Source organism: Xylophilus sp. GW821-FHT01B05 (genome assembly GCA_038961845.1).
In the GTDB taxonomy this organism is placed as follows: Bacteria; Pseudomonadota; Gammaproteobacteria; order Burkholderiales; family Burkholderiaceae_C; genus Xylophilus.
This window is the reverse complement of record CP152408.1, coordinates 2,333,377-2,346,905: the sequence shown is the minus strand read 5'-3', so window position 1 is coordinate 2,346,905 and position 13,529 is coordinate 2,333,377. Positions and strand designations below refer to the sequence as shown.

Below are 13,529 nucleotides of genomic sequence, written 5' to 3'. Positions count from 1 at the left end.
CAGACCAAAGTCGCGCTGTACAGCAACGTTGTCGAGACTTTCAGGTGCGCCATAGAAGCGTCCCGGTCCATTTCCAATCGAGCTCAAGCGCAACGTTCGCGATGACCCAGTTGATTTCTGGACCGCTCATCCAATGGTGCCTCCGCGCCAACGCGCGCCCGACACGCTCTAACACCTTGTCGGTGGAAAGGTCGGCTTGGCCGGCTAGCAATTGGCGACAATGCGCGGGCAACACCCGGACATACTCGGCGCAGTCCGCATGGCGCACATGCAGTTCCTCTTCCGAGGCTCCGACGATGAAGCGCCCGCCGACGAAGTTTGCATTGAACTTGGGTTGCGTCCCCGGCACTGTGGCCACGCCGCAGGGCCTCGGAAAATCCTCGGGCACCACTCCTCCATGGAAGGGCGTTTCGACACTATCGCCGTCGTCCGTCATGCTGGCTCGCTCGCGGCGTTCACCTGCTGAGGCAGCCCATGCAGAAGTGGCCCGCTGAACCACCTGGCCCCGTTCATGAAACGGTGCTTCATATTGCAGCGGCTTTCCTAAGATGGCACTTCATGCAGGGAAGCATGGGGACTGCTCATTTGCGACGTTTGGCATGACCCGATACTGCCGCAATCGCTTTGGACGCTCTCTCAACTGTGAATCGCGGTGAAGTTTCAGCGGTGCTCGCAGGTCCGGCCAGGCTTTGCGTGCGGTTGCCTTGGGGTGATTGAGCCGTGCTGGCTTGCGATGCTGCTGCGAGCCGCACATCAATGTCACGCTGGCCGGTGATAAGGCGTGATGCCATTTCGGCGAGTATCCATCCAACGGTTCTGAATCGCAGCGAGCCTTCGGGCACGAGTCCTTGCGCCTGGGTCCCATCCACATGCGTCAAGACCGCCATCCAGTCGGCGCTATTGACGGATACGACCGTTGCTGGGTCGGCACTGGAGTTTGTGGCAAAAAACTGAGCCCTCGCCTGTTTCCATAGTAATGGCTGAACAAATGGGATTTCTCCGATGGCAGGCTCGGTCACTGCCGCGATGACCATGGCGAACGCCAAGTCCCAGGCATCGACAAACGGGAGGTGCATGTGACGTGGCATTACTGGGGCGTGGTCGAGCGACACCAATACCGTATAACTCGGCGCAAATCGCCCCACCGGCCACACGCTGACCGTTTCGTGACGACCATCGAGCGCTTCGACGTCCACAACGATGAGACCGACCGGCAAATCGGCAGGGGCGTCTGGGTAGCGGGCAATCTGTTCGCGCATAGGTTCTCCTTTTTGGAAAACACTATGCGACTGCTCGCTATGAAACCCAACTTCACATAAGCTCATTACGGTTTAATGGTCCGGTATTCTGCACGCCGGCACGCAGAGCATCTGGGGTGCCGCACATCGATTTTTGTCGGATAAAACCGCGAACTCCGCCCGAGCCAGCATGACCCATAAGCTATCTACATCACCGCGCACGGACATAGCGGTGATAATTTTGCCAGTCGAGCAGGCTAGGCATATCTCGATGCGCATGGTCCACGCACGGTGGCGGCTGAGGCAATGAAGGTGGATACTGGCGTTTCGCGACTATCCACGCACCCCATGTAGCCGCACTACTTGATTCCGACTTCCAGCTACATGTCCCGCATTCGAATGCATTGCCGCGATTTCGAGCCTTCGACTTGTAAACTTACTTATTTAGCTTCATCGCGAGAAAGCTCCAGCGATACAGCGCCTTTACCTGGCTCCCAGGGTAGCGCCGGAATGGGATAAAAAGGCACCTGTCTGAAATATTGCGCCAACTGTTCCAGCGGCAAATCAGAACCGTATCCATCAGTTACCGCGCCATCACCCGTCGTGTGGCCCAGAAGGCGTCGCAAGTATTTGGAAGGCACCCGTCCAGCTTCCAGCAAATCTTTCATCGTGTGGCGGAACGAGTAAAGCACCTTACGTCGGTCTTGGATACCAATCGCACCTTTGTAGCGACCGAAAAACTTGGTAAAAGAACCTCCAAGCTTGCCATGCCAATCTTTCTTCAGAGTGGGGAAGAACATCACCTCGCCCTGGCCGCGAATCCATTCAACGTAATGCAGCAATCCTAGTTCAAGCAACTGAGACGCCACCGGCACACGCCTTTCCGACTGGGCGCTCTTCAGGGTCCGTCGATGACTATCGGGGACTTCGCTTTGCAGCAGGTCATCATCTTCCTGGCTGGGTCGGTCAGTGATGGTTAAGTAGTAGCCCCAGTCAGGGTCTTGACGCAAGTCCGAAAGCGCAAGGCCCGCGACCTCCTCTGGTCGGGCGCCGGTGAAGTACATCAACAAGGGAATCCAATAGCTCGCCTCGCTTGACTGGCCTCTGGAACGTTTGTGCTCCCGGTAAATGCATCTTTCCCTTGGCAACCTTAAATATGGCCCGAACTTTGCGCAGCCGCTCGTTGATGGTTTTGGCTGCGAGCCCATGCTCTTGCATGGAATCGACAAAGCGAGCCATGTCTTCCTCCTTAACAAGGGCCGGCGAAGCCGCCCGACCGCCCTGGCAGTTGTCCATGTATGCCTTGAGTCCCTTCCAGGCTGTCTGCGCCGCAACCCACGTTGCCTTGGGTCGGTTGGTGACAATGTCGCGCCAAACTTGGAAGACCTTGTCCCAAGTCGGAAGGCCGGGGTCCGCTGGCGCGCGCTCTGGTGCAATGACCTCGAGTGGATGCTTGACTGCGGGCACCGCGACGTCTGTTCGAACCACCTCGCCGCGCTGACGAGCCAGTTGCTTGTCGAAGGTCTCCACGATAGTCCGAAGAAAAACGGAGCCGGCACGCTTGGCCTCCATTTCGTCTGGGACGAAATCCAAGCCGCATAACGACAAAAAGCTGCGCAAAGCCGGAACTACCTCAAGCCCCTTGCCGCGGGCCAGCAATTGACCAAATTCTTGACGTTGTGTGGAGAGGTGCTCGCCCAGGGCATCGAAGTCTTCGTCATCGAGTCCCACTTCGCGCTGCTTGTCGTCAGCGAGCAGGACCTGCCGAGACCAGAACTGCGCCAGGCTCCGCAATTCCTCGTCGGTCAGCTTGCTGACCCGCTTTGTGTTCATTGACGCGTTCGAAAGCGTCAACCGTTTGCGGGCTGCCTCGAATTCAGCTTCGATTTTTGTCAGTTCGAAGTGGGCGCGCGTCTTGGCCACCCGCAAATCGGAAGTGCCTAGACTGCGGACGATGTCCGTTTGGTGGGCTGGATAGGCTGCCCGAAGGGCTGCGGGAATACGGCGGCGCACGTATTTCATGCCGTGCACGCCTCGCTCAAAAAGATAGTCGCTGGAGGTTGCTTTTTTCATAGTCTGTTTCACTTCGTTGTGTGACAGACCGTGTAGCAAGTGCTTCAGGCACCTAAAGCGAAAAGTGCCTGATTCCGTTAGAAATCAAGCACTTACTGCGTTATAGCGAAATTTTGGGGTGGCTGATGGGGCTCGAACCCACGACAACAGGAATCACAATCCTGGACTCTACCAACTGAGCTACAGCCACCGTAGTAAGAAAGAAATTATAGCGCGAATCAGACGGGCACCCACAGATCTTTTCTGTGGGTGCTGAGCACGCGCACTACCCGGCTACCGAGGGCGCGGGCTTGTCGGCCTTGATACGCACCTTCATCTGCTGCTTGAGCAGCTCATAGTAGGCAGCAGCCTCGGCGGCTCCCCACGATTGGGCCACACGTGCACGGTCGCGCTGTGCCTCCTCGCCCGTCGGCGGCGTCCGCGGCTCGACCTTGTTCAGGCGTACCACGGCATAACCGTCGGCGGCCAGGTCAACGCCCGTGAAAACCGGCAGATTGGCCGCTGGCATGCGCATGACAGCGCCCACCACCGCAGGCGACTGCTGCAAGGGCTGGCTGCGCGAGACCGTGATCGCAGCCGGCATGCTTGCGCTTGCCGGCGCTGCCTTCCAGGCAGCGAGCTTGGCCTCGCCATCCTGGCGGGCCAATTCGGCAGCGCGCTGATCGGTAGCGAGTCCGCGCACCCGGTCACGCACAGCATCCAGCGCTGGCGTCTGCGCAGCGCTGTAACGCGCGATGCGCGCAGCAGCAAGCTGGTTCGGGCCAATTTCGATGGCTTCGGTGTTGCGTTTCTTCTCGATTGCGTCAGGAGAGAACAAGGCCTCGAGCAAGCGTGCATTGGCAAGCGCACCGACAGCTCCGGGCACGGGCGTACGGATCACGTCCTTTGCCGTTCGCACCGTCAGCTTGAGCTTGTCGGCGGCTGGCTGCAGGCTGTCGGCTTGCTCGTACACAGCGTTGGTGAAGGTCTCAGCCGCTTCGGCGAAGCGCGCCTGCGCCTGTTGCTGGCGCAGTTCCGCCTCCAGCTCGCCGCGCACTTCGGCAAAGCTCTTCTGCTTGGCCGCCTTGATGTCATCCAACTGGATGATGTGGTAGCCGAAATCGGATTCGACCAAGTCGCTGATATCACCCTTCTTCATGGCAAACGCTGCTTCCTCGAAGGGTTTGACCATGGCGCCACGCGCGAAGAAACCCAGATCGCCACCGCTGGGGGCAGAGCCCGGATCCTGCGAGTTCTTGCGTGCCACGTCGGCAAAGGTAGCGGGCGCCTTGCGCACCTGGACCAGCAATTGCTCGGCATGGGCCCGCGCCTTGTCACGCTCGGCCTGAGGGGCATCCTTGGGCACCGAGATCAGGATGTGGCTGGCGCGACGCTCTTCCTGATTCGCCAGGCGCGCCTGGTTCTGCGCATAGTAGGCCTGCAGGTCTTGGTCGCTGACGGTAATGCTGCGCTTCACGCTGTCCAGGTCCAGCACCAGGTATTCAACGTCCGCCTGCTCCGGCACGCGGAACTGGGCCAGATGATCCTGGTAGTAACGCTGCAGATCCGCATCGGACAAGCTGACCTTGGAGACGAAATCCTTGGGGTTGAAGCTTGCAACCTGGATGTTGCGCCGCTCATAGAACGAATCCAGCGCCAGGCTGGACTCCGCACCTGTGGCAAAACTGGTTGTTGGCACGGCCTCCACCACCTGGCGCAGGGCCAGTTCGGCACGTACGCGGGACTCGTAGATTTCGGGCGTCATGCCCTGGCTCGCCAACGCATCGCGGTACTGCGCCATGTCGAGTCGGCCGTCGGCCCCTCGCATGCTGGCGATGACCGGGTCGTCATGCAGGACGCGCGCCAGGCGGGCATCGCTGGGCAGCACATGTTCTTTCTCAGCCACCGCGCGCAGCACGCGCTCGCGCACCAGGCGCTCCAGCGTGCTGTAGCGCGCCTCTGGCGACTCCAGCAGGCGGGAGTCCAGATTGGGCATCTGCGCGCGCATGCGCTCGACATTGCTACGGTGCGCGGCATCCCACTCGCCCTGCGTCACGTCATGGCCATCCACGGTAGCAACAGCCGCGCTTTGCTCCATGGAGCGCCGGTAGCCGTCGACACCGAACAACACGAAAGACGGAATGATCAGCAAGAACAGCACGACCATCACGATCTTGGAGTGCTTGCGGATGGACTCAAACATGGCGGATCTTTCAACAACAGCGCGAGAGCGGATCGGATAAAGAAAAAGGCGAACAAATTGTTCGCCTTTTCATGTCGGTGGTGGTGGGTGCTGAGGGGCTCGAACCCCCGACCTACGCCTTGTAAGGGCGCCGCTCTACCAACTGAGCTAAGCACCCCACCTAAACCGGATCTCAGTTCAAAGCATCCTTCAATGCCTTGCCTGGACGAAACTTGGGTACTTTAGCAGCCTTGATCTTGATGGTTTCACCAGTGCGCGGATTGCGGCCGCTGCGTGCAGCGCGCTTGCCCACGGCGAAGGTGCCGAAACCCACGAGCGAGACGGTGCCGCCCTTTTTCAAGGTGGTCTTCACGGCGCCGATGGTGGACTCCAGCGCGCGGGTGGCAGCAGCCTTGGAGATGTCGGCGTGCTTGGCGATGTGCTCGATCAGTTCGGTTTTGTTCACAGGAACCCCTCTGAAGAAATATGGCGTTGACCGGGTGTCGGTGGAATCTTGACCTCCCGTATCGGCGGGTCCCTGAGGGACGGCTAGGCGATTTGGGAAGGGGCTGCGCGCGATGCGCAGCGAATGCAGATTAAAGCGATGGACCCTGGCGGTGTCAACAGACTTGCCGTCTTGCAACGGCGCGGAGCCGGGATTCTAGACGTTTTTCAGGCCGGCCCCGATCACAGCGCCGATGCGATGGCGCGCCCCAGATCCGAGGTCGATGCCGTACCGCCAATATCGCGCGTGCGCGGTGCGCCGCTCTTCGGGTCGAGCACCTTCTCGATCGTCGCCAGAATGCCGTCGTGCGCCTCCTTGTGACCCAGGAACTCCAGCATCATGGCGCCGCACCAGATCTGCCCGATCGGATTGGCAATACCCTGCCCTGCGATGTCCGGCGCTGAGCCATGCACGGGCTCAAACAGCGATGGGAACTTGCGGTCCGGGTTGAGGTTGGCGCTGGGCGCTATGCCGATGGTGCCGGTGCAGGCGGGCCCCAGATCCGACAGGATGTCGCCAAACAGATTGCTGGCCACCACCACGTCGAAGAAGTCCGGCCGCTGCACGAAATGCGCGGTGAGGATGTCGATGTGGAACTTGTCCACGTTCACGCCCGGGTAGCCCTTGGCCATCTCGGCCACGCGCTCATCCCAGTAGGGCATGGTGATCGCAATGCCGTTGGACTTGGTGGCGCTGGTCAGGTGCTTCTTGGGCCGCGTCTGGGCCAGCTCGAAGGCGAACTTGAGCACCCGATCCACGCCGATGCGCGACATCACGGTTTCCTGCATGACGATCTCGCGCTCGGTGCCCGGGTACATGCGCCCGCCGATGCTGGAGTACTCGCCTTCGGTGTTCTCGCGCACGATGTACATGTCGATCTCGCCGGGCTGGCGCGGGCTGCCGTCACGGCGCACCACAGGCGCGATGATGCCGGGCATGAGGCGTGCCGGACGCAGGTTGACGTACTGGTCGAACTCGCGCCGAAACAGCAGCAGCGAGCCCCAAAGCGACACATGGTCGGCGATCTTGTCAGGCCAGCCGACAGCGCCGAAGTAGACCGCATCGTGGCCACCGATCTGCTCCTTCCAGTCGTCCGGCAGCATCTTGCCGTGGCGCTCGTAGTAGTCCCAGCTCGAGAAGTCGAAGTGGTCGAACTGCAGGTCGATGCCGTACTTGCGCGCTGCGGCATCGAGCACGCGCACGCCTTCGGGCATGACCTCCTTGCCAATGCCGTCGCCGGCGATGACGGCGATGCGGTGCTTCTTGCGGATGGGCTGAACCATGACGGGGTCTCCTGTTGAAAGTCAAAAAGGTGGTCGTTAGGCGCGGGTAGCGCCAAAGAATGGCAAGGCCTGCGCCAGCAAGGCTTGCGGTGCTTCTTCGGCGATGTAGTGACCGCAATCGAGCGCAACGCCCTCTACCTGCAGTGCGCGCTCACGCCACAGCGCGAGCACATCGAAGCATTGGCCGACCGCACCATGGCGGCCCCAGAGCACGCGCAGCGGTTGGGCCAGCTTGCGACCGGCAGCGATGTCTTCGCGGTCGTGCACCAGATCAATGCCGGCCGAGGCGCGGTAGTCCTCGCAGATGGCCTCAGCCGAACCGGGAATGGCCATGCAGCGCTCGTACTCGGCCAGGGCTTCGGGTGCGAAGGCGCCCAGGCCGGCGTGGCGCTTGCCCATCACGCTGCGCAGGTAGCGCACCGGATCGGACTCGATCAAGGCCTCGGGCAGCGGCGGCGGCTGGATCAGGAAGAACCAGTGCCAATAGGCACGCGCAAACGCCTCGGAGGTGTTCTGATACATGGCCAGGGTGGGTGCAATGTCCAGCAACATCAGGCGCTCCACGGCGTCCGCATGGTCCGCCGCCAGCCGATGCGCCACGCGAGCACCGCGGTCGTGCGCCAGTACCTGGAAGCGGTCACAACCAAAGTGCTGCATGGCGGCCAGCGCATCCCGTGCCATCTCGCGCTTGGCATAGGCAGCATGGTCCGCCCCGCCCGCAGGCCGGCCGGCATCGCCGTAGCCGCGCAGATCCGGCATGACCAGGAAGAAATGCTGCGCCAGCACCGGCGCCACGCGGTGCCACATGGCATGCGTCTGCGGATGGCCGTGCAACAGCAGCAGCGGCGAGCCGCTGCCGCCCGCCCGGCCGCTGATGGCCACGCCGTCGCGCTGGAGGGAGAAGGGAGCGAAGGCTTCGAGCATGGCTGAATTGTGCAAGCCGCTGGTCGCCCCATCAAGCAATAATCAGGCAATCAATCATTGCCCAAAAGGAATGAATCATATGGAGCGCAGCGATCTGGAGCTGGTACTGGCGGTGCGCGATCGCGGCAGCCTGGCGGCGGCGGCCGCCGCCCTGGAGGTGGTGCCATCGGCCATCACGCGGCGATTGGCGGCGCTTGAGGCGCAGATCGGACACCGGCTGTTCGAGCGCACCACACGCCGTGTCACGCCCACGGCGGAAGGCGAAATGTTCTGCAGCCATGCAGCCACCTTGGTACAGGGCTTTCGCACACTGGAAGCGGGCCTGCGCGAGCGCCATGCGGAACCCGTGGGTCGCATACGGTTGGCCGCCACTTTTGGCTTTGGCCGCCTGTGGGTCGGGCCGGCCGTAGCGGACTTCCAGGCCCAACACCCGGGCGTGGATGTCCAGTTGCACCTGACTGAGCGCCTGCCAGACCTCGAATCCGAAGGCTTTGATGCTGCGGTATGGCTCTGGGCACCGCGGGCACGGCACGCAGCGGGCTGGACCACGCGCCTGCTGGCACGCAACCAGCGGGTCTTGGTGGCAGCGCCCAGCTACTTGGCGCAACACCCTGCCCCCACGCACCCCGATGAGTTGCAGCAGCACCAATGCCTGGTGGTGCGCGAGAACACAGGGCAGGAGGAGCCACGCGCAGATCACTGGTCGCTGCAGCGTGACCGGCGCGCAGTACAGGTGCGGGTGCGGGGCGCCTTGTCATCCAACTCGGGCGAGTTGGCGCGCGATTGGTGCCTGGCCGGCCACGGCATTCTGTTGCGCAGCCTGTGGGACGTGGCGCCGCAGATCGCCGATGGGAGCCTGGTGCGTGTGCTTCCGGCCTGGGCCGGCCATGATGCCGACATCCATTGGCTGGCGCCGCACCGGCCGCAAATGCCGCGCCGACTCAGGCTGCTGCTGGACTTTATGGCGCTGCACTTTCGCGGTGCGCCGTGGAGGCCTTGAAGGCCTTGAAGGCCTTGAAGGCCTTGAGAAGGCTACCGCACCCGCGCGCGGATCTCGGGCAGCGCCTTCTGCAGGTAGTACACCATCGACCAGATGGTGAGCACTGCTGCGATCCAGATCAGCACCGTACCCCAGAGGTGGGTGTCGATGACGCGCAGCACCCGCCCGTCATAGAGCAGGAAGGGGATCGCGATCATCTGCACCATGGTCTTGACCTTGCCCAACATGTGCACCGCAACGCTGCGCGAGGCACCGATCTGCGCCATCCATTCGCGCAGGGCCGAGATGGCGATTTCACGGCCGACGATGATCAAGGCCACGAACACGTCGGCACGGTGCAGATAGACCAGCACCAGCAGCGAGGCGCAGACCAGGAACTTGTCGGCCACCGGGTCAAGGAAGGCACCGAAGGAAGAAGTCTGGTTCAACCTGCGCGCCAGGAAGCCATCAAGCCAGTCGGTGGCGGCGAACACAACGAACATCACCGTGGCGATGAGGTTGCGCATGGGCTCGGACAAAGGCAGGTAAAACACCCCCACGATCAACGGAATCGCGATGATCCGCGTCCAGGTCATGATGGTGGGAATGGTCCAGAACATGGGGCGATTGTGTCACGCGCAGCCCCGGCACGGCACCGAATCAGTGCAGCGCCCGGTAGATCTCTTCCGCCAGCTCGCGCGAAATGCCCTCGACCCGCTCGATATCCTCCACGCTGGCTGCGGCCACGCCGCGTACGCCACCGAAGCGCTGCAGCAGCCGCGCACGCTTTTTGGCCCCTATGCCGGGAATGTCTTCGAGCTGGCTGCCGCCCACGCGCACCTTGGCGCGGCGCGCGCGCATGCCGGTGATGGCAAAGCGGTGCGCCTCGTCGCGGATCTGCGCCACCAGCATCAGCGCGGCCGAGTCTCGGCCCAGATAGACCTTCTCGCGGCCGTCGGCAAAGACCAGCTCCTCGAGCCCGACCTTGCGGCCCTCACCCTTCTCGACGCCAACGATCAGCGCCAGGTCCAGGCCCAGTTCCTCGAACACGCTGCGCGCCATCGAAACCTGGCCCTTTCCACCGTCGACCAGCACCAGGTCCGGCATGCGTGCCGATCCGCTCGATGGATGGTCTGGGTCTTCTGATGCACGCGCCGCTTCGGCCAGCTTGGCGTAGCGGCGGGTCAGCACCTGGCGCATGGCGGCGTAGTCGTCGCCGCCGGTGATGCCGTCGATGTTGTAGCGACGGTACTCGCTGTTCTGCATCTTGTGGTGGTGGAACACCACGCACGAGGCCTGGGTCGATTCACCCGCCGTATGCGAAATGTCGAAGCATTCGATGCGCAGATCGTCCAGGTTGTCGGGCACCAGATCCAGCGCATCAGCCAGCGCGCGGGTGCGGGCCTGCTGCGAGCCCTCCTCCGCCAGCAGGCGGGCCAGTTGCAGGTCGGCATTGGTCTGCGCCATCTCCAGCCAGATGCGGCGCTGCTCGCGCGGGTTGTGTACGGCAGATACCTTGGTGCCGCTTTGCTGCGTCAAGGCATCGACCAGAGCGCGGTCTACCGCATGGCTGGTGATGAGCGCTGGCGGCACGGGCACGCCCAGGTAGTGCTGGGCGATGAAGGCTTCGAGCACCTGCACTTCGATCGGCGGCAGCACAGATGCGGTGTCCGAGCCTTCGTCGATTTCAACCGCCAGCACGGCGGCGGCGTCTTCCACATGCACGGGGAAGTAGGGCCGGTCGCCCAGGTGCCGCCCGCCGCGCACCATGGCCAGGTTGACGCAGGCGCGCCCGCCCTGGACCTTGACGGCGAGGATGTCTACGTCGCGGTCGGTGGCGGTCTCTATCGACTGCTGGTGCAGCACGCGCGACAGCGCGCTCATCTGGTTGCGCAGCTCTGCCGCCTGCTCGAACTCGAGCTTTTCGGCGTGGGCCATCATGCGTTGCTCCAGCGCGCCCATCACCTCTTGCGTCTCGCCGCGCAGAAAGCGCTCGGCATTGGCCACATCCACGCCATAGGCCTCGGGCGAGATCAGGTCCACGCAGGGGCCGGTGCAGCGCTTGATCTGATACAGCAAGCAGGGCCGCGTGCGGTTGCTGAAGACCGTGTCTTCGCAGGTGCGCAGGCGAAACACTTTCTGGATCAGTTGGATCGACTCCTTCACCGCCCAGGCGCTGGGAAAGGGGCCGAAGTAGCGGTGCCGCTTCTCTACCGCGCCGCGGTAATAGGCCATGCGCGGGAAGGTGGTGGCCGGTGATGCGGCACCGCCGCCGCGGTGATCCGGGTTGCCGGTGATCTTGAGGTAGGGGTAGCTCTTGTCGTCGCGGAAAAGAATGTTGTAGCGCGGGTGCTGGGTCTTGATCAGGTTGTTTTCCAGCAGCAGCGCCTCGGCCTCGGAGCGCACCACGGTGGTCTCCATGCGCACGATCTTGCCGATCATGTGGCCGATGCGCGTGCCGCCGTGGTTCTTCTGGAAGTAGCTGGAAACCCGCTTCTTCAGGTTGGCCGCCTTGCCTACATAAAGCAGCGCGTCGCTGGCGTCGAAATAGCGGTAGACACCTGGCAGCGCGGGCAGCGCCGCGACTTCACTCAGCAATTGGTCGGAATGCACGTCGGACATGGCGCCTATTGTGGCCGTGCCAGCGCTGCCCCATCAGCGCTTCACGCCATAGCGCTCGTGGTAGCGGTGGCACAGCTCCACCAGGTCGCCAAAGGCGATCCCCAGCGTGCCGGCGGCGATGGCAACGGGGCTGCCGCACAGGCGCAGGTCGGCATCGGCCAGGGTGCGGCGGACGGCCGGCGTGGCGGCCAGGTATTTCTGCGGGTCGGTCACTTGCAACACCAGCGTGAACTGATGCCGCACCTTGAGCACGGCCAGCCCAGTGATATCGGCCCATGGAATGCGGCCGGCCTGCGCGCTGCTGATGTGGTCCACCACGCCCTCGGCGTCCAGCACCAAGCCGGGCGAGCGGTCGGCCCAGCGGCGCTGGCCCAGCACGGCGCAGGCGATTGCGCCCAGCAGCGCCAGCCCGGACAGCACGCGCAGAGACGTGAGGCTCTCAAAGTGCGTCTGCGCCGCCAGCCATGCGGCGTCACACGTTACCAACCAGATGGCCAGCAGCACCAGCACGCCGGCCGCCAGTAAAAGCAGCACGGCCTTGGCGCGGCTGCGGGGAATGGCGTGGGTGTCTATAGCAAGCGTGGCAGATGTCATGGCGCGGATTATCCGTGTCGCCCCATGACCGGCCAGGCGCGGACAATGCGCGCCAAAGGACGGCGCATGCACTGGGATATTTTTTGCAAGGTGATAGACAACTACGGCGACATCGGCGTGTGCTGGCGCCTGGCCGCGGACCTGGCGGGCCGTGGCGAGCAGGTGCGGCTGTGGGTGGATGACCCGGCCGCGCTCGCCTGGATGGCACCGCAGGGCGCAGCCGGCGTGACCGTCGTGCACTGGACGCCTGGCACCCTGCACCCGCCAGGCGATGTGGTGGTCGAGGCCTTTGGCTGCGACCCGGAGCCGGGCTTTGTCGCCGCCGCAGTGGCTCGTGGCCAGGCGCCGGTCTGGATCAATCTTGAATACCTGTCGGCCGAAGCCTATGTGGAGCGCTGCCACGCCCTGCCCTCGCCCGTGATGCAGGGCCCGGCTGCGGGCTGGACGAAATGGTTCTTCTACCCCGGCTTTGGCCCGGCCACCGGCGGCCTGCTGCGCGAGCCCGGGTTGGCGGCGCGGCAGGCCGGCTTTGACCGGGCGGCGGCGCGTGCCGCGGCCGGCGCCAGTCCAGAAGAACTGCTGGTCAACCTGTTTTGCTATGAGCCGCCTGCCCTGCCCGCGTTGCTGCAGCGCTTGCAGCAAGGCTCGCAGCCTGCGCGGCTACTGGTTGCAGCAGGACGCAGCCGGGTGGCGGTAGAAACGGCTTTTTTGAATGAAATATGCCTCCAGCCCAGGCAGGACCTGGGCAAGCAGCTATCAATTTCATACCAACCGTATGTCGTGCAGGACGCCTTCGATGAGCGCCTGTGGCTGGCCGACCTGAATTTTGTACGGGGCGAAGACTCGCTGGTGCGCGCGCTCTGGGCCGGCCAGCCCTTTGTCTGGCACATCTACCCGCAGGCCGACGGCGCCCATGCGGACAAGCTCGAAGCCTTCCTCGACTGGCTGCAAGCGCCTGCGGGGCTGCGCCAGTTCCATAGGGTATGGAATGGCACGGCCGATGGCCCGCTGCCGGCCTGGGACCTGCCCGCCTGGCAGGCCTGCGCCCTGGCCGCGCGCGCCCGGCTGTTGGCGCAGCCCGACCTCGTCACGCGGCTGCTGGGGTTCGTGAAGGAAAAACGTTAAAATCCGAGGCTTTGCGCAATTCGGG

At 63.3% G+C, this 13,529-nt stretch carries 13 protein-coding genes and 2 tRNA genes; 2 read left to right on the top strand and 13 right to left on the bottom strand.

Annotated elements, in window-relative coordinates; all coding sequences use genetic code 11:
- Positions 1-40 precede the first annotated feature (40 nt).
- The 10 genes from AAFF27_10970 to AAFF27_10925 form a co-directional block, all read right to left on the bottom strand.
- Positions 41-436, bottom strand: coding sequence for a hypothetical protein (locus tag AAFF27_10970; protein ID XAH25676.1), 396 nt, complete (start codon positions 434-436; stop codon positions 41-43).
- A 145-nt stretch (positions 437-581) separates the two neighbouring features.
- Positions 582-1,259: a hypothetical protein gene (locus AAFF27_10965; GenBank protein ID XAH25675.1), complete on the bottom strand. Its 678-nt coding sequence runs from the start codon at positions 1,257-1,259 to the stop codon at positions 582-584.
- A gap of 419 nt (positions 1,260-1,678) precedes the next feature.
- Complete coding sequence (locus AAFF27_10960; GenBank protein ID XAH25674.1) at positions 1,679-2,302, bottom strand: hypothetical protein; 624 nt, start codon at positions 2,300-2,302, stop codon at positions 1,679-1,681.
- Positions 2,232-3,311: a DUF6538 domain-containing protein gene (locus tag AAFF27_10955; GenBank protein XAH25673.1), complete on the bottom strand. Its 1,080-nt coding sequence runs from the start codon at positions 3,309-3,311 to the stop codon at positions 2,232-2,234. Before AAFF27_10955 ends, AAFF27_10960 begins: the two co-directional genes overlap by 71 nt.
- Positions 3,312-3,425: 114 nt before the next feature.
- Positions 3,426-3,501: transfer RNA gene (locus tag AAFF27_10950), tRNA-His, on the bottom strand.
- Between the two features lie 75 nt (positions 3,502-3,576).
- A complete protein-coding gene (locus AAFF27_10945; GenBank protein ID XAH25672.1) occupies positions 3,577-5,493 on the bottom strand; it encodes a SurA N-terminal domain-containing protein in 1,917 nt (638 codons plus the stop codon).
- Between the two features lie 81 nt (positions 5,494-5,574).
- Positions 5,575-5,650: transfer RNA gene (locus tag AAFF27_10940), tRNA-Val, on the bottom strand.
- 15 nt (positions 5,651-5,665) lie between these two features.
- On the bottom strand, positions 5,666-6,115 hold the full coding sequence (locus AAFF27_10935; protein XAH25671.1) for an HU family DNA-binding protein: 450 nt from the start codon (positions 6,113-6,115) through the stop codon (positions 5,666-5,668).
- Positions 6,116-6,159: 44 nt separating this feature from the next.
- A complete protein-coding gene (locus AAFF27_10930; GenBank protein ID XAH25670.1) occupies positions 6,160-7,260 on the bottom strand; it encodes a tartrate dehydrogenase in 1,101 nt (366 codons plus the stop codon).
- A gap of 36 nt (positions 7,261-7,296) precedes the next feature.
- Positions 7,297-8,184, bottom strand: a complete 888-nt coding sequence (locus tag AAFF27_10925) for an alpha/beta hydrolase (GenBank protein XAH25669.1) — start codon at positions 8,182-8,184, stop codon at positions 7,297-7,299.
- Positions 8,185-8,263: 79 nt separating this feature from the next.
- Here AAFF27_10925 and AAFF27_10920 point away from each other — a divergent pair, with 79 nt between their 5' ends.
- Positions 8,264-9,184: a LysR family transcriptional regulator gene (locus AAFF27_10920; protein ID XAH25668.1), complete on the top strand. Its 921-nt coding sequence runs from the start codon at positions 8,264-8,266 to the stop codon at positions 9,182-9,184.
- A gap of 32 nt (positions 9,185-9,216) precedes the next feature.
- Here the strand turns inward: AAFF27_10920 and pgsA are convergent, their stop codons facing one another.
- From pgsA to AAFF27_10905, 3 genes are read right to left on the bottom strand one after another with little or no spacing between them, the layout of a single operon-like run.
- Positions 9,217-9,783: a CDP-diacylglycerol--glycerol-3-phosphate 3-phosphatidyltransferase gene (gene pgsA / locus AAFF27_10915; GenBank protein ID XAH25667.1), complete on the bottom strand. Its 567-nt coding sequence runs from the start codon at positions 9,781-9,783 to the stop codon at positions 9,217-9,219.
- 40 nt (positions 9,784-9,823) lie between these two features.
- Positions 9,824-11,785 (bottom strand): excinuclease ABC subunit UvrC, encoded by a 1,962-nt coding sequence (gene uvrC, locus AAFF27_10910; protein XAH25666.1) that lies wholly within the window; start codon positions 11,783-11,785, stop codon positions 9,824-9,826.
- 33 nt (positions 11,786-11,818) lie between these two features.
- Positions 11,819-12,379: an STM3941 family protein gene (locus AAFF27_10905; protein ID XAH25665.1), complete on the bottom strand. Its 561-nt coding sequence runs from the start codon at positions 12,377-12,379 to the stop codon at positions 11,819-11,821.
- 66 nt (positions 12,380-12,445) lie between these two features.
- Between AAFF27_10905 and earP the strand changes: the two genes are divergently transcribed.
- Positions 12,446-13,504: an elongation factor P maturation arginine rhamnosyltransferase EarP gene (earP, locus tag AAFF27_10900; protein ID XAH25664.1), complete on the top strand. Its 1,059-nt coding sequence runs from the start codon at positions 12,446-12,448 to the stop codon at positions 13,502-13,504.
- Positions 13,505-13,529 lie beyond the last annotated feature (25 nt).